General features: G+C 33.8%; 14 protein-coding genes. 5 read left to right on the plus strand and 9 right to left on the minus strand.

The features are described 5' to 3' along the window. Positions 1-20: 20 nt before the first annotated feature. Entirely contained in the window at positions 21-470 is a 450-nt protein-coding gene (locus GQR97_RS07335; RefSeq protein WP_158846963.1) for a single-stranded DNA-binding protein, read from the minus strand. A 157-nt stretch (positions 471-627) separates the two neighbouring features. Continuing rightward, positions 628-1,668, minus strand: a complete 1,041-nt coding sequence (gene mutY / locus GQR97_RS07340; protein WP_158846965.1) for an A/G-specific adenine glycosylase — start codon at positions 1,666-1,668, stop codon at positions 628-630. Between the two features lie 138 nt (positions 1,669-1,806). On the opposite strand from mutY, the gene GQR97_RS07345 reads away from it, so the two are divergent. The 3 genes from GQR97_RS07345 to GQR97_RS07355 all read left to right on the plus strand — a co-directional run bounded on the left by GQR97_RS07345 (position 1,807) and on the right by GQR97_RS07355 (position 4,675). Next, positions 1,807-2,097 carry an HU family DNA-binding protein gene (locus tag GQR97_RS07345; protein ID WP_042496479.1) on the plus strand — a complete coding sequence of 97 codons (291 nt, stop codon included), beginning with the start codon at positions 1,807-1,809 and terminating at the stop codon, positions 2,095-2,097. 359 nt (positions 2,098-2,456) lie between these two features. Further along, complete coding sequence (locus GQR97_RS07350; RefSeq protein WP_158846967.1) at positions 2,457-4,004, plus strand: ribonuclease E/G; 1,548 nt, start codon at positions 2,457-2,459, stop codon at positions 4,002-4,004. Positions 4,005-4,288: 284 nt separating this feature from the next. Next, a complete protein-coding gene (locus GQR97_RS07355; RefSeq protein WP_158846969.1) occupies positions 4,289-4,675 on the plus strand; it encodes a hypothetical protein in 387 nt (128 codons plus the stop codon). Between the two features lie 76 nt (positions 4,676-4,751). Here the strand turns inward: GQR97_RS07355 and GQR97_RS07360 are convergent, their stop codons facing one another. The 7 genes from GQR97_RS07360 to aspS all read right to left on the minus strand — a co-directional run bounded on the left by GQR97_RS07360 (position 4,752) and on the right by aspS (position 13,354). Further along, positions 4,752-5,345, minus strand: a complete 594-nt coding sequence (locus GQR97_RS07360; RefSeq protein ID WP_158846971.1) for a DUF6515 family protein — start codon at positions 5,343-5,345, stop codon at positions 4,752-4,754. A gap of 228 nt (positions 5,346-5,573) precedes the next feature. Beyond that, positions 5,574-6,242 (minus strand): TIGR02594 family protein, encoded by a 669-nt coding sequence (locus GQR97_RS07365; protein ID WP_158846973.1) that lies wholly within the window; start codon positions 6,240-6,242, stop codon positions 5,574-5,576. 110 nt (positions 6,243-6,352) lie between these two features. Beyond that, positions 6,353-7,390, minus strand: a complete 1,038-nt coding sequence (locus GQR97_RS07370; RefSeq protein WP_158846975.1) for an aldo/keto reductase — start codon at positions 7,388-7,390, stop codon at positions 6,353-6,355. A 173-nt stretch (positions 7,391-7,563) separates the two neighbouring features. Beyond that, on the minus strand, positions 7,564-7,800 hold the full coding sequence (locus GQR97_RS07375; RefSeq protein ID WP_158846977.1) for a hypothetical protein: 237 nt from the start codon (positions 7,798-7,800) through the stop codon (positions 7,564-7,566). A gap of 26 nt (positions 7,801-7,826) precedes the next feature. After that, complete coding sequence (locus tag GQR97_RS07380; protein WP_158846986.1) at positions 7,827-9,614, minus strand: chloride channel protein; 1,788 nt, start codon at positions 9,612-9,614, stop codon at positions 7,827-7,829. A gap of 149 nt (positions 9,615-9,763) precedes the next feature. Then, positions 9,764-11,557, minus strand: a complete 1,794-nt coding sequence (locus GQR97_RS07385; RefSeq protein WP_158846989.1) for a chloride channel protein — start codon at positions 11,555-11,557, stop codon at positions 9,764-9,766. 42 nt (positions 11,558-11,599) lie between these two features. After that, a complete protein-coding gene (gene aspS, locus GQR97_RS07390) occupies positions 11,600-13,354 on the minus strand; it encodes an aspartate--tRNA ligase (RefSeq protein ID WP_158846991.1) in 1,755 nt (584 codons plus the stop codon). A 289-nt stretch (positions 13,355-13,643) separates the two neighbouring features. Here aspS and GQR97_RS07395 point away from each other — a divergent pair, with 289 nt between their 5' ends. Both GQR97_RS07395 and GQR97_RS07400 read left to right on the plus strand, forming a co-directional pair. Further along, positions 13,644-16,322 (plus strand): TonB-dependent receptor, encoded by a 2,679-nt coding sequence (locus GQR97_RS07395; protein ID WP_158846993.1) that lies wholly within the window; start codon positions 13,644-13,646, stop codon positions 16,320-16,322. Positions 16,323-16,733: 411 nt separating this feature from the next. Next, positions 16,734-19,622, plus strand: a complete 2,889-nt coding sequence (locus GQR97_RS07400) for a TonB-dependent receptor (RefSeq protein WP_158846995.1) — start codon at positions 16,734-16,736, stop codon at positions 19,620-19,622. The last annotated feature ends 205 nt before the right edge of the window (positions 19,623-19,827 follow it).

A 19,827-nucleotide genomic window follows, 5' to 3' on the forward strand; every position in this document is an offset into this window, starting at 1 on the left:
AAACAAGGTCGAGCATTATATTAAAAAGGTAAATCGTCATCGGTATCTTCAATGGGTTTGCTTTCTGGTTGCGGACTAGTGGCAGCAGGTTTTTGTTGTGCGGGTGCATTTGCAGCATTATTTTCGCTTTCTTTTTTAGTAGAAAGGAAGGTGAAATCGCTACATTGAATTTCGGTAGAATATCTATCGTTGCCTTTTTCATCTTGCCATTTTCTGGTTTTTAATCGGCCTTCAATATATACTTTGTCGCCTTTACTCAAATATTTTTCGCAAATTTCGGCACCTTTATTTCTAACCACAATATTATGCCAGTCGGTGTTTGTAACACGTTCATTAGTTTGTTTACTAACGTAGGTTTCGTTAGTTGCTAAAGGAAAACGACCAACGCATCCACCACCTTCAAAGTAGTGCATTTTTACTTCATCGCCTAAATGCCCAATTAGCATAACTTTATTTAATGTTCCAGACATAATTTCTAGTTTTTTGAGAATGCAAAAATAGATAAATAATTTCTATTAATCTTTAATATTAAATCAACCAAAGTCGATTGTCATTTTTAACAAAAAAGCATTTTATATTGCTATCTCTAAAATTAATAAAAAAATATTGTTTGCAAGTGTTAATTGATTAAAAATTAAAAGCTTCAATAAAATCACCTATTAAGATCGGTACAGCGAAATCACGAATATTATCAACAGAGATGCCATCTATAGGAAGTTTTTCAACCTTAATAATCCAAAACTTTGTGTAAAGATGCTGGTGTGATAATTTATGCACAATGGATTCCTTATTATATAGGAATAATTCAAATTTTTGATTCGCAAGTAATTCGTGGCTTTCAATTAAAGCTTTAAAGCTTTTTGAATCTACATAGTTGTCTGTTTCAACTAAAGGGAATTGATATAAGTTTTGCCAGATACCTTTGCCTTGGCGCTGTTGTATAATAGTTTTTTCGTCTTCTGAAATAAAAACTAAAAAATTGAAATGCTTCTTTTTAGCCTTAGCCGATTTAATTTTTACCGGCAATTCTCCAATTAGATGTTTGTTGAAAGCAATACAACCTTTATTAAACGGACAAACATTACAATCTGGGTTTTTTGGTTTGCACTGTGTAGCTCCAAACTCCATAATGGCTTGGTTAAATTCCGCAGGTTGCTTTTTATCAATTAATTTTTGAGCAAGTAGTTTAAATTCTTTTGCGCCTTTGCTGGAGTTTATGGCAGTGGAAATTCCAAAATATCTCGATAATACTCTATAAACATTACCATCCACCACAGCGGTAACTTCGTTAAAACAAATAGACGCTATGGCGCTTGCTGTATAATCGCCTACGCCTTTTAATTTTAGTAGTTCTTTATAGGTGTTTGGGAATTCTCCATTTAAATCGTTTGCAATATGTTTTGCTGTAGCGTGTAAATTTCTAGCGCGAGAGTAATACCCTAATCCTTGCCAAAGTTTTAAAACATCGTCTTCATTTGCATTTGCTAAATCGAAAATAGTAGAGTATTTAGCGGTAAAAGAATCATAATATGGTAACCCTTGTTTAACTTGAGTTTGCTGTAAAATAATTTCCGATAGCCAGATGTAATAGGGATTAATGGTTTTTCGCCATGGTAATTCCCGCTTGTTTATTGAGTACCAGTTAATTAAAATTTTAGAGAATATCATAATCGAATTTATAGCGGCTGCAAAAATAAACGTTTATAATCTTAAATTTTAATGAATTAGGTTTGAAATATTGAAAATTTAATTCCTATATTTGCATCCCTTTTAGAATTTATAGAAACATTAAAAATAATAGCAATAATGACAAAGGCTGATATAGTAGCAAAAATTTCTGAGAAGTTAGGAATTGAAAAAGGAGATGTTCAAGCAACTGTTGAAACATTTATGGAAGAAGTGAAAACTTCTTTAGAAGGTGGAGACAATGTATATTTAAGAGGTTTTGGTAGCTTTATTATAAAGACTAGAGCAGAAAAAACTGGTAGAAATATTTCAAAAAACACTACCATTAAAATACCTGCACACAATATCCCTGCATTTAAGCCTGCAAAAGTATTTGTAGAAGGCGTTAAAACAAATGTAGACGTAAAATAAAAACACAAGTACTGGAATCGATTCAGTATTTTAAACGGAATTATTAATTTTAAAACACTCTATTTATGCCAAGTGGTAAAAAACGTAAGAGACATAAGGTTGCAACGCACAAACGTAAAAAACGTAGACGCGCTAACCGTCACAAGAAGAAAAAATAAATCAAAAAAGTAGTTAGATTAGCTACTTTTTTTGTTTTTTAAAAAGTAACAAAGTTCTTTGAAATGAGTTCATTCAATTAAAAATAATGAACTCCACAGATTTATTAAAAAATCCTGTGAGTTTGGTAAAGTAATTTATCAAACCAAAATATTGTATAATCCATCTGTCTCGATTTTTCGAGGTGGATAAAAATTAACAAAATGGATAAAGAATTGATTATTCGATCTAGTTCCGAGCATGTTGATTTTGCCTTATTAAAAGATGGAAAACTTATTGAATTACAGAAAGATGAAGATGGTAACGATTTTTCGGTTGGCGATGTGTTTATTGCCAAAATAAGAAAAACTGTTCCAGGTCTAAATGCCTCATTTGTTAATGTAGGTTACGAGAAAGATGCATTTTTGCATTATCACGATTTAGGACCAAAACTACCTTCACTTTTAAAATTCACAAAACGTGTAAGCACAGGTAAACTTAAAGAGTTTTCTTTAAAAAATTTCCCATTTGAAAAAGACATCGATAAAGACGGTAAAATCGTTGATGCCTTAAAATCAAACCAATCGCTATTAGTACAAATAGTAAAAGAACCAATATCTACAAAAGGCCCTAGAATAAGCTCCGAGCTGTCTATTGCTGGTAGGTACATCGTTTTAGTCCCTTTCTCAAACCGTATCTCTATTTCTCAAAAAATAGAAGACCGCGAAGAAAAAGACAGATTAAAGCGACTGGTAAAAAGCATAACCCCTCCGGGTTTTGGTATTATTGTTCGTACAGTAGCACAAGGCAAAAAAGTAGCCGAACTGGATAAGGATTTACAAACATTGCTAGGCCGTTGGGCCGCAATGTGTAAAAAATTACCGAAAGCACATCATCCCAGTAAAGTATTGGGCGAAATGAATAAAGCCTCATCAATTTTACGAGACATATTCAACGACACCTTTACAGGAATTACCGTGGACGATGAAACGCTTTTCGATCAAATTAAAGAATATTTGCAAGAAATTGCACCTAAAAAAGAATCTATCGTTAAATTGCACCAGTCCAAAACCCCGATTTTCGAAAAATTCGGTATCGAACGACAAATTAAAACATCGTTTGGTAAAATTGTATCTATGGCAAAAGGCGCCTATTTGGTAATAGAACATACCGAAGCCCTACACGTTATAGATGTAAACAGTGGAAACCGATCCAACAAAGCCAACAGTCAAGAAGACACAGCGCTAGAGGTTAACTTAATCGCAGCTACCGAAATGGCTCGCCAATTGCGTTTACGTGATATGGGAGGCATAATTGTAGTCGATTTTATAGATATGACCAATGCTGAAAACAGGCAAAAACTCTTCAATCACCTTCGTGACGAAATGAAGGACGACAGAGCAAAACACAAAATATTACCGCCGAGTAAATTTGGCCTAATACAAATAACGAGACAACGCGTTCGACCAGAAATGAACATTAAAACACGTGAGGAAAATCCCGATGTAATAATTAATGGTTCAGAGGTAGAAGCACCAATAGGTATCGTAGAAAAAATTACTTACGACCTAGAAAAATTATTAAAAAAAGACTATAAAAAGTTGACTTTAAACACACATCCTTTTATAGCGGCCTTTATTACCAAGGGCTTTCCATCTATGCGTTCAAAATGGTTTTTTGAACACAAGAAATGGGTTAAAATTTTACCAAGAGATGCTTACACGTATCTAGAATATCATTTTTTCGATAAAGATGGTAATCAAATTAAATAATATAAAAAACCCTTACTAAATATTAGTAAGGGTTTTTTTATGAGAAAAATTTTGGGCGTTACCCGAAATGGGTCGGGCTTTTCACAGTCGCTTTTTTGTGTTGCATAGGTGCAACAACACAAAAAGAGCTCCAACAATGCTCCAATCCCTAACGCATTTTATCGATTAACTTGGTTGTGTTTTGCTTGTTTTTAGCGCTTTTATACAATCATATTTAATAAAACAGCGAATAATTAGTAATTTTACGCGCTTAAAAATATAATTCTTTTATAATACAGCCTCACATGATACGTTCCATTTTTAACCATGAACTAAATATTTTAGAAACTCAATTTAAAGATGAAGTAGGCATGCAAGATATTGTAGACTATCTTTTGTCTTTTAAAGAGAAAACGAGTTACCCAAGACAATTACGAACCATGGTAGATGCTAGAGATGCGACCTTAACATTCTCCTATAAAGCCTTAAAATCGTTTAATAAGGCTAAAGTGGAATCTCTAAAAAGCTATACTATTGTGGTAAGTGCAGTAGTGATAAATAGCCCAACAACTGCGGCCATAAGTACTTTATATGGTGCAATAGCTCGAAATAAGAAATATAAATATAAAGTGTTTTCAACTCACGAAGCAGCAGTAGGTTGGCTTGAAAGCTTTGAGTTTATAGAAGAGTAGGTGCTTAGTTTGTTAAAAATAAACACCTACAAAAGCTAAGTAATATTTATAATATCTTGGGAATAGAAGTTTAAAATTAGTTTCCTATAAAACCAATAACTTCATAAGCTCGAGCGCCATTAATTTGAATTTTTTCATAAAGCACATTATTAAACTCATAATATCTAGCACCATCTATAGTTACTTTTTCAATATCTTGTGGTAATTCGTAAACTATGGTTCCAATTTCTGGATTAATTACTTGATAATAATCATTTACTTTTACAAAGTAAATACCGTTTTGTATAAAGTAACTTCTATTGTTGTAATTTAATCTTTTGTATCCAACAGGAAGAGTTCTAATTTGGAATCCTACAGTTGGTACGGTTGGTATATATCGTCCTGCATTCAATCTAAAGAACTTGTTATTATCGTAATATATAGAAACGCCATTATGTTTTATTGCCACGGAAGATTTTGGAATACTTCTAACCGATACAACTTTTCTAGTGGGTGTTTTGTAGACTACTTTGTTACGGGAAATAGGCGTATTTCTAGAGGTTGTTTTAGTGACCGTTTTGGTAACAGTAGTTCGTTTTGATTTTTTGTTATTACTATTTTGAGCAAAACTAGTTGTTGTAAATCCTGCTACTAATAAAAGGGCTATTGTTGTTTTAAATATGGTCTTCATGTTTTTTAATTTTATTGTTATTAATACTACTAGGACCGTATTAATGTAGAAGTGTTTAATCTCGAAATTAGATTTAACATTTGTTTATGAATTAAAAGGAATGATAAATACTAAAAATAATTTGAATTTATTAACTAAGTAAAAGCGCGATAAAAAAGCATCAAAACAATTTATGATTGATGCTTAGGTGGTTACATTGATTTCTTGTCCTAAATATTTGTAAGAGTATTAAGAGGTCGATATACTTTCGAAGATTGTTCTTGATTGACTTCCATAAATACCATCGACCGTAATATTATTATCGGTTTGGAATTTTTTAAGTGCTTTTTCTGTGTTTGAACCAAAAACACCGTCGGCATTTCCGGTAAGATAATCTAGTTTAATTAATAGCTTTTGTAACATTTTTACGTTTTCATTACTATCACCTTTACGTAAGTACCCTGTTGGTATAATTAAAGGAGCTTCAACATTATCGGTTAAACTTCTAAATTCTAAAATACGATCTAAAGTAAAGGTTTGTATGTTAACTTCATCATTTTGGTTTCCGCCAACACAATAAATAGATTTTCCACTTTTTGTATACCCCATAAAAAAAGCAACATGTCCAAATGGACTTTTTTTATTTGTTCTCCAAAACACGACAACGTCGCCAGGTTGAGGCCAGTCGGTTTTATGACCTATCTTTAACCAACTACGAGCCATAGCACTGTTGGATCGGTCTAAATTAGCTTGTAAGGCTACCCAATTTGCAAAAATACTACACCAAGCTACCTCGTCGTTACCAAAGTTTAGACCAGTCATTTCTTGGTATTCTAAAATACGTTCGTTGTGTTGGGCTCCGTGAATTTCTTTTTGGCCCAATTCTCCTAAAGCTATTTTTAATGTGTCTCCTAGCATAATGTAAAGTTTAAATACGTTAATGCTATGTAATTAGTTGATATAGAGAACTTAAATATAGTAAATAAATTTAAAATCTTGATTTGCTTTTATTTATTTAAAGTCTTTTTCTATGGTGCTGGATTTGGAATGGCAGCATGTACTGCATTTATTTGTTCCAAAATATCTTCGCATAAAGTAATATTAATACTATTTATATTCTCTTTTAGTTGTTCTAAGTTAGAGGCTCCAATAATGTTACTCGTAAGAAACGGACGTTGATTTACAAAGGCTAGTGACAGTTGTGCAAGCGACATATTATTGTCTTCTGCAATTTTTAAGTAGCACTTTGTAGCTTTGGTAGATTGTTCGCTACTGTATCTTGCAAATCTTGGATACAAATTAAGTCTTGAGTTTTCGGTATCTATCTTTTTTACGTATTTACCAGAAAGTACTCCAAAGGCCATAGGGGAATAGGCTAAGAGACCTAAATTTTCTCGAATTGAAACTTCGGCCATGTCACCTTCGAAAACACGATTTAATAAAGAATAAGCGTTCTGGATGGTTGCCATTCGTGGTAAATTATTAATTTTGGATTCTTCTAGATAACGCATAGCACCCCAAGCTTTTTCGTTCGACATGCCAATGTGGCGAATTTTGCCCGATTTGATAAGTACATCTAATGTATTTAAAATTTCATTGAAGTTATCTTGCCAAGCATCATTTGGATTGTGATTGTAGTCGCGTACTCCAAAAAAATTGGTTTGTCTTTCGGGCCAATGCAGTTGAAATAAATCAATATAATCGGTTTGAAGTCTTTTTAACTCACTGTTAACAGCGTCTTGAATTGCTTCTGGACTAAAACCCGTTTTACGAATATGTGCTGTGTAATCGCCTGTTCCTGCAATTTTAGAAGCTAAAACAATTTTATCTCTATTCCCTGTTTTGTTTAACCATGTGCCAATAATTTCACTTGTTTTACCTTGTGTTTCGGCTGTTGCTGGTGTTGGGTATAGCTCTGCAGTGTCAATAAAATTTACGCCTTGTTCTAGTGCGTAATCTAGTTGAGCATGTCCTTCTGTTTCGCTGTTTTGGTTTCCCCAAGTCATGGAGCCTAAACATATTTTACTAATTTTTATATCTGTATTTGGGAGTGTTGTATATTTCATGTTATTTTTTTGAGGGTATTTTTAAATTGGAGATCAAATATAAAAAACGTGTAAATACATTGAAAGTTTTAACGTTTTTTATGCGTTAGGGATTGAACGGTTTGTTTGAGCTCCCCGACCTTTTGGGAGGGAGCGAGTAGAGAAAACCCGACCCTTGTGGTAACGCCCAGATTTTAAGATTTTTTAGGGCGTTGAGAGTCTTTCATTTTGTCTAAATTTTCTTTAGTTAGCATATAATCTTTAGGGTCTTTATCTTTCCATCGATAGTATGAAAATATTGGAAAAACAACTAAAAACAGCCCAGTGACACCGAAACCGATGAGTTTTTCTGAATAATTGACTTCTAAAAAGAATCCCAAAAGGATGCTTGTAAATGCTGCAATAGCTAATATTACGATAAAGTATTTCATTTTTATATTTAAATATGATTAAAGCGCTATTTGGTAAATTTTATAAGTTGTTGTCTGTATGCGGTTAATAGTTTCGATTTTGAAATATAACCGTAGTATTTGCCGTTTTTAATTACTGGTAAATTCCATGCGCCACTGGTTTTAAATTTTTCCATTATGGTGTTCATGTTATCGGCGTCGTAATCTATAATACCGGCGTCGGCATGCATGAGGCTTTGCGCGGTTACGGTTTGGTATAAATCGACGTTAAACATAATATGTCGAACATCGTCTAGGCGAATAACTCCAAGGAATTCATGTTGATCATTAACCACCGGGAAATGATTTCTAGAAGACTTTGCTACCGCATTATTAAGGATATCTCCGAGTTTCATTTCTGGGTTTAGGATGATGAAATTGGTTTCTATAACCTTATCGATGTCTAAAACCATGAGTACGTTTTGGTCTTTATCGTGGGTCATGAGTTCACCACGTTCGGCCAGTTTTAATGTGTAAATAGAATGCGAAATATAGTATTTTGTAATGGCAAATGATATGGCTGAAACTATCATTAATGGTACAAATAGTTCGTAACCGCTAGTTATTTCGGCAATTAAGAAAATAGCTGTGAGTGGTGCGTGAAGTACACCGGCCATTAAGCCCGTCATTCCTATTAATGTGAAATTGGATTCGGAAACATGAAATCCTAATCCGATATTATTGATAATTTTAGCGAAGGCATTACCTAAAGCACTGCCCATAACAAGTGTTGGGATAAATATGCCGCCTACACCACCAGCTCCAAAAGTTGTAGTCATGGCGATAGCTTTAAAAATAGCAATGCCAAGTAAAAGAGCAATAACAATCCAAATGTTAGATAAATCTAAATTGAATGGTGTTTTGCCAATGGCTGCTAAGTGGTCACCTTTTAATAAGTTATTCATGATACCATATCCTTCACCGTATAATGGCGGAATAAAATAGAGTATGGTGCCGATGGCTAAACCACCAATTGCCAAACGGACTGCACGACTTTCAAATTGTTTAAAAAAGTTGGTGATTGCGAAAAATACTTTGGAAAAATAGACCGATGCTACGGCGGTTACTAATCCTAAAAGAAGGTAGAAACCAATGTCGTTTACTTCAAACTTATCTGTTAGTTCAAAACGTAATAAAAGATCAGTTCCTAAAAACATATAAGAGGTTACTACTGCCGAAACAGAGGCTAATAGTAATGGGACTAATGATGTGAAGGCAATATCTAAACTGAAAATTTCTACGGCAAAAACAATGGCTGCAATAGGGGCTTTAAACATGGAGGCCATGGCTCCAGTTGCGGCGCAACCTATTAAGAGTAGGCGTGTTTTTGTGCTCATGTTGAATAGGCGTGCGGCATTAGAACCCAATGCAGCACCAACACTCACCGCTGGGCCTTGTAAACCAACAGAACCACCAAAACCGGCTGTTAATGGTGCTGTTATTAAGGATGCATAGATATTATATCTTGGAATGATGCCGTTTAATTTTGAAATAGCATGTAATGTTGATGAAATACCGTGACCAATATGTTTTTTTAACCACGTTTGTTTTATGATGTAAACTAATAACAAACCAATTATTGGGAAAATAAAATAAAGAGCATGATGATGATCTCTAAACGTTTCAAATTCAAAAAGTAAACGAATGTAATGTGTTAGGTTTTTGAGAACAACGGTGCCCATTCCTGCTAAAAAGCCTACTAAAATACTAAGTAGATATACAAACTGAAGTTCGGAAATATGTTTGTATTTCCAAATTAAGAATCTTCTTAATAGTTTTTTAGTGTTTGAAGGCATGGTTTAAAATTACTGAAACGTCTTTGTCGCTTATTTATAGCGTCTTACACTTTTATGTTTTTATCACTAATACACGAATTTCAATAATTTTTTTGGCATTACATGATATAATTGCACAAATCTTTTAGTGTTTGAAGATAATTTTAGTTTTAAGATTCCCTTTGCAAGTTAATTAATTGGCGTCTATACGATGTTAATAATTTAGATTTTGTAATGAAACCATAGTATTTTCCTTCTTTTTTTACGGGTAAATTCCAGGCGCTACTATCTTGAAATTTTTTCATAATATCGGTCATTTTATCTTTGTCTAGATTAATAACTTCAGGAGGTTTTTGCATTAAATCTGACGCTGTTATTTCTTTATATAAAGAGCGATCGAACATGATTGAGCGCAAATCATCTAATAATATAATACCTTCTAACCTTTGACTTTCTTTATTAATTACAGGATAAATGTTTCGTTTAGATTTTATAACGGCTTTTTGAATAATTTCTTCTAAAGTCATTTTTGGATATAAAATAGTAAAGTTGGTTTCAATAACTCTATCAATATCCATTAGTGTTAAAACGGCATGATCTTTATCGTGGGTTATTAATTCGCCTTTTCGTCCTAATTCCATGTTATAAACAGAATGTGGTTTAAAGTATTTTGTAATGCTAAATGAAATAGTTGAAGTAAGCATAAGCGGAACAAAAAGTTCGTAGCCACCAGTAAGTTCGGCAATTAGGAAAATAGCTGTTAATGGCGCATGTAGTACACCTGCTAAAAGCCCTGCCATACCAACTAATGTAAAATTACTTTCGGAAAGTTGTGTATTTAATAAGCCACTATAATTTATAATTTTAGACATGCAAAACCCCATGATACTACCCATAAATAGGGTTGGGGCAAAAATACCACCAACACCACCAGCTCCAAAAGTAAGCGAGCTAGCAATAATTTTAAAGAGCATGAGCGCTAGAAGAAGCAAAACTACATTCCAAATATTTGATAAGTCTAAGTTGAATATGTTGTTTTCTAAAGCTTTTTCGGGATTCCCGGCAATTAGATTATTAATAACGTCGAAACCTTCACCGTATAAGGGCGGAATTAAATATACCAATAAACCAATACCTACACCACCAACTAATAGTTTTTTAATAGGAGAATCTAGAGTGTGGAAAAACTTATGAATACGATCGTAAACTTCGGTAAAATATATAGATATAAATGCTGCAATAATTCCTAAAAGAATATAGAAAGGTGCATCGGCAAGATAGAATTTATCTTCAATTCTAAAAGGGAGTAATACATCGTCTCCAAAGAAAAACTGGGATGTTAAAATAGCCGAAAGCGAAGCGAGTAATAATGGAAGCATAGAAGCTATGGTTAAATCTAAACTAAAGACTTCAATAGCAAAAATAATAGCGGCTATGGGTGCTTTAAAAATAGAACTCATGGCTCCAGCAGCAGCACAACCAACAAGTAAAGTTCTCGTGGTTTGGTTCATGTGAAACATTCTAGCAATGTTTGAACCTAATGCGGCACCTGTAGCAACGGTTGGTCCCTCTAATCCAACCGAACCACCAAAACCAACGGTTAAAGGTGCTGTTAAAATAGAACCAAACATTTGAAAGGGTTTCATAATCGCTTTACGTTTAGAAATGGCGTAAAGTGTAGATGGTATACCGTGACTCACCTTATGCCTTATAATATATTTTATACTTAAATATACTAGGCTTAAACCCAAAATTGGAAACAAAAAATAAAAGGCATGATGGTATTCTTTTACTAGTTTAGTTTCTAATAAATGTTGGATAAAGTGAGTTAAATTCTTTAGAACTACTGCACCCATCCCAGCGATGAAACCAATAATAATACTTAATAGCATTACAAATTGCTTTTTGGAAATATGTTTGGCTCTCCAAATAAGTATTTGTTTTAAAATGGTTTGTTTAGGCATGGCTATGGAACTAAAAAATCCTGCTTATGCAGGATTTTAAAATTATGATTTTAAGTTAAGTTTTAAGCTTAACTCTGTTAATTGTTTATCGTCAATAGGAGCAGGAGCATCAATCATAACATCGCGTCCTGAATTGTTTTTTGGAAATGCAATAAAATCTCGAATAGTTTCTTGGCCTCCTAATATGGCAACCAATCTGTCTAATCCAAAAGCTAAACCGCCGTGAGGTGGCGCTCCGTATTGAAAGGCATCCATTAAAAAGCCAAATTGTGCTTTTGCTTCTTCTTCAGAAAAACCTAAATGTTTAAACATAATGGCTTGGGTTTCTTTATCGTGAATACGAATAGAACCGCCTCCAATTTCGTTTCCGTTTAAAACTAAATCGTATGCATTGGCTTTTACTTCACCTGGGTTAGAATCTAATAATTCTATTTGCCCTGGTTTTGGTGATGTAAAAGGATGATGCATGGCGTGGTAATGTCCGGTTTCTTCATCTAATTCTAAAAGAGGGAAGTCGATAACCCAAAGTGGAGCAAATACCTTCGGATCACGCAATCCTAAACGCTCTGCTAATTCCATACGCAAAGCACTTAATTGCGCGCGTACTTTGTTTTTATCTCCAGAAAGCACACAAACTAAGTCGCCTGGTTTGGCACCCGTAACTTCTGCCCATTTTGCTAAATCGTCTTGATCGTAAAATTTATCTACTGAAGATTTGAAGCTTCCATCGTCATTACAACGTGAGTAAATCATGCCTAAAGCACCAACTTGAGGACGCTTAATCCAATCTATTAGTTTATCAATTTCTTTTCTTGTGTAGCTATTTCCACCTGGCACTGCAATACCCACAACCAATTCTGCATTATTAAAAACACCAAATTCTTTATGTTGTGTTACCGCGTTTAATTCACCAAATTCCATCCCAAAACGGATGTCTGGTTTATCGTTTCCGTATAAACGCATGGCATCATCGTAAAGCATTCTTGGGAATTTTTCAACATCTACACCGTTCACTTCTTTTAATAAATGACGGGTTAAACCTTCAAAAACATTTAAAATATCTTCTTGGTCAACAAAGGCCATTTCACAATCTATTTGTGTAAATTCTGGCTGACGGTCGGCACGTAAATCTTCATCTCTAAAGCATTTTACAATTTGAAAATACTTATCCATACCACCAACCATAAGCAATTGCTTAAAGGTTTGAGGCGATTGTGGAAGGGCGTAAAATTCACCGGCATTCATACGAGAAGGTACTACAAAATCTCTCGCGCCTTCTGGAGTTGACTTTATTAAATAAGGCGTTTCAACTTCGATAAAACCTTCTTTAGAAAGATAATTTCTAACTTCTTGAGAAACTTTCGATCTAAAAATTAAACTATTTTTTACCGGATTACGACGAATATCTAAATAGCGATATTTCATTCTAATATCCTCACCACCATCAGTTTTATCTTCAATAGTAAATGGAGGTAATATTGATTCGTTTAGAATTTTTAGTTCGGAAACTAATATTTCTATATCTCCTGTTGGTATTTTTGAGTTTTTTGAAGCGCGTTCAATAACCGTTCCTTTAACTTGGATTACAAACTCGCGGCCTAAGTTTTGAGCTTGTTCTATTAAGTCTTTACTGGTGCGTTCTTCATCAAAAACCAATTGAGTAATACCGTAACGGTCGCGTAAATCGACCCAAACAATAAAACCTTTATCTCTAGATTTTTGAACCCAACCAGATAGGGTTACTTCTGTATTAATATGTGTGGCTGTTAATTCGCCGCAATTATGACTTCTGTACATGTGTTGTAAAATTGAGGTGCAAATTTAATGAAATAGGGCGGAGTATAAATTTTTATAATTGTTTTTTTGATTAAATGAAGAGATAAAATTGAATCGCTATAATCTCTATGAAGTTTGTTTGGAAATGATAAATTGATAAGTTTTTTATCTAAACCTTGGGAATATCATGGTTTTTTGTAATTAACATTGCTAAAAAAACATATACGTGAGTAATATTTTACTAAATTTATGTTAACAAAATGATAATATGCATATATTAGTGGCAACTAACTTTAAATTAATTAACATTATGAGTAGAATTTTAAACACAAAATGGTTGATGTTGCTATTGTTTTTAGGAGCCCCTTTTTCTATACTTGCACAGCAAGTATCAGGTGTTGTTAGGGATGACTCTGGCACATTGCCGGGCGTATCCGTTGTTGTGCAGGGGACTGCTACAGGAACCACAACAGATTTTGATGGAAAGTATGCTATTAATGCTGGTAAAGGTGCTGTTTTAGTATTTTCTTATGTGGGATATGAAACTCAAGAAAATGCCGTTACCGGAAATAAAATGAATGTAACCATGCAATCGGGAGTTGCCTTAGATGCTGTGGTTTTAACAGGAAACAGGGCGAAGCCAAGAACAATATTAGATTCTCCTGTGCCTATAGATAATATTGGGTTAGAGGAAATGAGAAAAACAGGACAACCTACAATAGATAAAATGTTGACTTACAAAGTACCATCATTTAACTCTACAACTCAAACCATATCTGATGCAACAGCTCATTTTGATCCAGCAGATTTACGTGGTTTAGGACCAAGTAGAACGTTGGTTTTGGTAAATGGAAAGCGTAAAAACCAAAGTGCCTTAGTTTATATAAACGATACGCCGGGAAAAGGTGAGGTAGGTGTAGATTTAAAAAGTATTCCTGCCGCAGCTATTGAACGTATTGAGGTTTTACGTGATGGTGCTTCTGCTCAGTACGGATCGGATGCGATAGCAGGTGTGATTAACATGGTGCTAAAAAAGAATGTAGAATACACTACGGTAAATGTAAAATCGGGTGTAACTACGGAAGGTGATGGTTTTAATTATGGAATTGATTTAAATACAGGGTTGTCGGGTGAAAACGGTGGTTATTTAAATGTGACTGCTGGGTATTATGAACAAAAAAAAACAAATAGACCAGGAAGTCCTGGCACAGATGTTTTAATAGGTGTGGGGGCCGATGATCCAACATGGGGATCGTGGTTAGCTGATAATCCAGATTTAGGTATGAATGTTGGGCAACCAGAACAAAAAACACTTGATTTGTTTTTTAATGCGGGAATTCCTTTTAAAAATGATTCGGGTGAGTTTTATACGTTTGGTGGAGTAACCTCTAGACAAGGAAAAAGTTTTGCGTTATACAGAGCACCTTACTGGGTTGGGGATCCATATAATTTATTGCATGAATCTGGTTCGGATTATAATGGTTTTCAACCAACTTTTGAAACAGATATTTTGGATAATAACTTAACAGCCGGAGTAAAATGGAAACTATTTAATTTTGATGTTGATTTTAGTGGAACTTACGGGAGAAACAGAATTGATTACGATGTGAACAACACGTTAAATCCAGATTTAGGAGCAAACAGTCCAACTGAGTTTGGTGTTGGAGGATATACGTTTAGTAACTCGTTGGCTAATCTAGATTTTTCAAGAAGTTTAGGGCAACTTAATATTGCTTTTGGAGCAGAAATTAAACAAGAAAATTTTTCTGCAAGAGCAGGAGACCCAGCGTCTTATTATAACCCTACAGGAAATGGTAATGCACAATCTTTTCCTGGTTTACAACCTTCTAATGCTGTGCGCGCCGATAGACATAATTATGGTGTTTATGGAGATTTAGAATGGGAACCAACCGATGCTTTATTGATTGGTGGCGCTATTCGTTACGAAGATTTTAGTGATTTTGGAGATAATGTTTCATGGAAGGTTAGTGGGCGTTATTCTTTAGGAGATAAAGGGGCGTTAAGAGCTTCTTATAGTACAGGGTTTAGAGCACCATCGTTACATCAAATATATTTAAGTAATGTGCAAACTTTGGTTTCTGGAGGTAGTATTTCAAACCAAGGAACATTTAATAATGTAGATCCTATTATTAGAGAAGATTTAGGTGTGCCTCAGCTTACTGCGGAAACATCTAAAAATATTTCAGCCGGTATTACTTATAAAATTAAGCCTAATTTATCGGTTTCGGCAGATTTCTATAATGTAAAAGTAGACGATCGTGTTTTGTTTACAGGAGAAATTGGTTTCGACGGGGATGCCTCATCAATAAACCCTGTGGAAACTGTATTAATTGCTAATTCTATTACTAGTTTAAAGTTTTTCGTGAATGCAGTAAATACAAATACCTCAGGTGTTGATTTAGTTGTTAACTATACTAATATCGAATTAGGTAAAGGTATTTTGAATGCAGCTTTAGCTGCTAATTTTAACGAAACTACAATTGAAGGAGAGATTGATACACCTCCTATATTTGCTGCAAACGGTTATGATATTTTTAATAGAAAGGAGCAATCTAGAATTACTTCATCTAGACCTAAGTCTAAAGTGTTATTAGGTTTGGATTATAATATAAGTAAATGGAATTTTATATTGAACAATACTTATTTTGGAGAGGTTAGCTGGCAACATTCTAACAATGGTTTAAATGGAGCAGATTTTGGAGATGGACCATTGCCTTTAGATGATGCTGCTTACGATCAAACTTTTGCTGGTAAAGTAATTACAGATTTAATTATTGGTTATGAGTTTAGCGAAAAGGTTTCGGCTAATATTTCGGTAAATAACTTACTTAATGTTTATCCAGATGAAATAGATACAAAAGGTGATTTTGTTACGGATCTTGGTGGGCGTTTTAAATATCCTTGGGAAGTAAATCAATTTGGATTTAATGGAACGGTTTTAAATGCGAGTATAGCGTTTAAGTTTTAGAGCAAATATAATCTGCTTGTAATTAGTTTTGTAGGCAAAGTATTTAATTGAATTTTTTTATATAGAAAGCCCCATAATTTGGAGTTTATTCTAAATTATGGGGCTTTCTATATATTATAGTAGATTTTTTTAAAAGTTTAAATAATTCTTTAGAATAAAAATAAACGTCTATTTAACGCTTTTTTTGTTTAATTTATAGTTTTTTTATTTCGTTATGTCATTGTAGTTCATTTAGTTATGAATATTGATGAATTCTCAGTAAATTTAATAAAGTGTTAAAAATATTATTGCAATTACGGGTCTTTTGTTATTAAAATAGAATTTATCGGTGTTATATTATTTCGCTAAGTAGCTAGTTTGTAAGATAATATGCATATATTAGCTAGAACTAATTCAAAATAAATTATAACTATGATTAAAATTCTACATTTAAAATGTCTGATGTTTCTATTTTTTATAGGTTTATCAGGAGAGGCAATAGCCCAAGAAGTTTCAGGAACTGTAACGGATGATTCTGGTGCCTTACCAGGAGTTTCTGTAATTGTAAAAGGTACCTCAACAGGTACAACCACAGATTTTGACGGAAAGTACACTATAAGTGCGAGTAAAGGCGCTATTTTGGTGTTTTCATACGTTGGTTATGAAACACAAGATAAAAAAGTTCATGGACATGTCGTGAACGCAACCATGCAATCTGGTGTAGCATTAAATGAGGTTGTTTTAATTGGTTCTAGAAATAAGTCTAGAACTTCAATTGATACCCCAGTACCGGTGGATGTTATTGATATGTCTGAGATTGCTACATCTGGACCTCAAACAACAATAACTGAAATTTTAAATTATGTTGCTCCGTCGTTTACATCAACAACTCAAACTGTTTCAGATGGAACAGATCATGTGGATCCGGCGTCATTAAGAGGTTTAGGGCCAGATCAAGTTTTAGTTCTAATTAATGGAAAAAGAAGACACAAATCTTCATTAGTAAATGTAAATGGTACTGTTGGAACGGGTACTGTTGGAACAGATATGAACTCAATTCCTACTGCTTCAATAGAAAGAATAGAAGTTTTAAGAGATGGCGCAGCAGCTCAATATGGATCTGATGCCATTGCTGGTGTTATTAACCTTGTTCTTAAAAAAGCAACGAATGAATTAACCTTAAATGTTAACTCGGGTGCAAATATGAGTAAGCATTCTAATCAGTATAATGATGGAGGTACAGATGGAGAAAAATTCCAGTTAGATGCTAACTATGGTTTAGACTTAGGAGATAATGGAGGTTATATTAATTTTACGGGGTCTTTAAGTACAAGAGGAGCAACCAATAGAAGTGATTCAATGGGACAGCCTATTTATACTATGTTTGATATTGCAACAAGAACATTAGGATATGATGCGGCTTATGCTATGGATCCTAGTGATTTAGCTAATTACGTGGCTGGATTAGATCCAACATTACAAGCTGTTTATGATAGCGGTGTTATTGCGGGCGATTCTTTTTTAGATATTATTAGTTCGGATTCTGCAACTTTTATTGGTGATACATCAAATGCAGCTCCAATTTCAGATTACGAATTAGCGCAACGTGGTTTAACACGTGATGATTTTAGAATGAAAGTTGGACAATCTAAATTAAGAAGTGGACAATTTATGATGAATATGGAGATTCCTTTAGATGATAATGGCTCTGCTATTTATTCTTTTGGAGGCATGAGCTTTAGAGATGGTTCGGCGGCAGGTTTTTATAGAAGACCAGCTTATACAGATGGTAGAGCTAATACTGAAGCTTTTCCGAATGGGTTTTTACCGCATATAGCTTCCCGTGTTATAGATAAATCTATAGCTGCTGGTATTAAAGGTAAAATAGGTGATTGGGATATAGATTTCTCTAACACTTATGGTGTGAATAGTTTCGATTTCACCATTAAAAACACGGTTAATGCAACTTTAGGAGCTTCTTCTCCAACAGAATTTGAAGCTGGTGGCTTTTCATTTGCGCAAAACACTACAAATTTTGATTTGTCAAATTTTTATGAAGATACTTTTGAAGGTTTAAATGTAGCTTTTGGTGCTGAATATAGGCTTGAAAATTATCAATTAGTTGCTGGTGAAGAGGCTTCGTATTCAAAATATGATACAAATGGAGAAATTGTTACAAACTACACAGACCCGAGTAATCTTGTAACCAGTTATTTTGGTGAAGGTGTTCCTGGTGGAGCTCAGGTTTTTCCTGGATATAGACCAGAAAATGAAGTAGATCAAAATAGAAATAGTTTTGCTGCTTATGTTGATTTAGAAGCAGATTTTACAGAAGCTTTTTTATTGAGTGCAGCATTGCGTTACGAGAATTTTAATGATTTTGGAAAAACCTTTAACTGGAAGTTGTCTTCTAGATATAAATTATCTGAGAATACGGCAATTCGTGCAGCAATAAGTACTGGATTTAGAGCTCCAGATTTACATCAAATTTATTTTAATGCTACAGCAACACAATTTGTTGGAGGTATTCCAATTGAGCAAGGGACTTTTGCAAACAATAGTAGATTGGCTGATTTGTTGTTAATACCTGAGTTGGAAGAGGAAACTTCATTTAATGCAAGTTTAGGGTTTACTGCAAAAATACCGAGTGCTGGTTTAAAAATTACTATCGACGGTTATATTGTAAATGTTGATGATAGAGTAGGTATAACAAGAAGTTATACACCATCCACAACGGAGCAACAAGCAATTTTTGATGCTGCGGCTGCTGGTGCTGCTAAATTTTTTACCAATGGTTATGATACGGAGTCTAGAGGGCTAGATATTGTAATAGATCATAAAACTAGTATTGGTACAAATGGGACTTTAAATAATATATTATCTGGAACATTTTCTAAAACTGAAGTGAAGAATGTTAAATCTATTCTTGGAACAGAAATTTTAGATGAAACCCTTAAAGGGTATATTGAAGATGCTATGCCTAGAGCTAAAGTGAATTTGACAAATAATTATTCGAATGGTGATTGGAATTTTATGTTGCGTAATGTGTATTTTGGTTCTGTAAACGATCCGGATTTTAGAGGATCCGCTACTCCAGTTACATATGGCGAAAAAATTATTACCGATTTATCTTTAACATATAATTTCTCGGATAATTTAAAACTTACAGCAGGTGCAAATAACCTGTTGGACGTTTATCCAGACGAAGTTCCTTTTGAAGGTTCTCAATACGGAGATCAATTTATTTTCTCTCGTAGAACTTCTCAATTTGGTTTTAATGGACGTTATGTTTTTGGTAGATTAACGTTTACTTTAAAATAATAAAAAGTATTTATTAATATTATTAAAAGCCTCGTAAATCTATAGATTTACGAGGCTTTTTTGTTGAGGTATAGTTTTAAAGCAAGGGGTTTAATATGAATAATAGCTTATTGTAAAATTAAGAAATAGTATTTCGTTTGGTTATAGTTATTAACTTTTTCAAGCTGTGCTAAAGCTCGTTTTTGTCTAAAGTAAATATCGTATT

This window comes from Algibacter sp. L1A34, assembly GCF_009796805.1.
Classification (GTDB): domain Bacteria; phylum Bacteroidota; class Bacteroidia; order Flavobacteriales; family Flavobacteriaceae; genus Algibacter.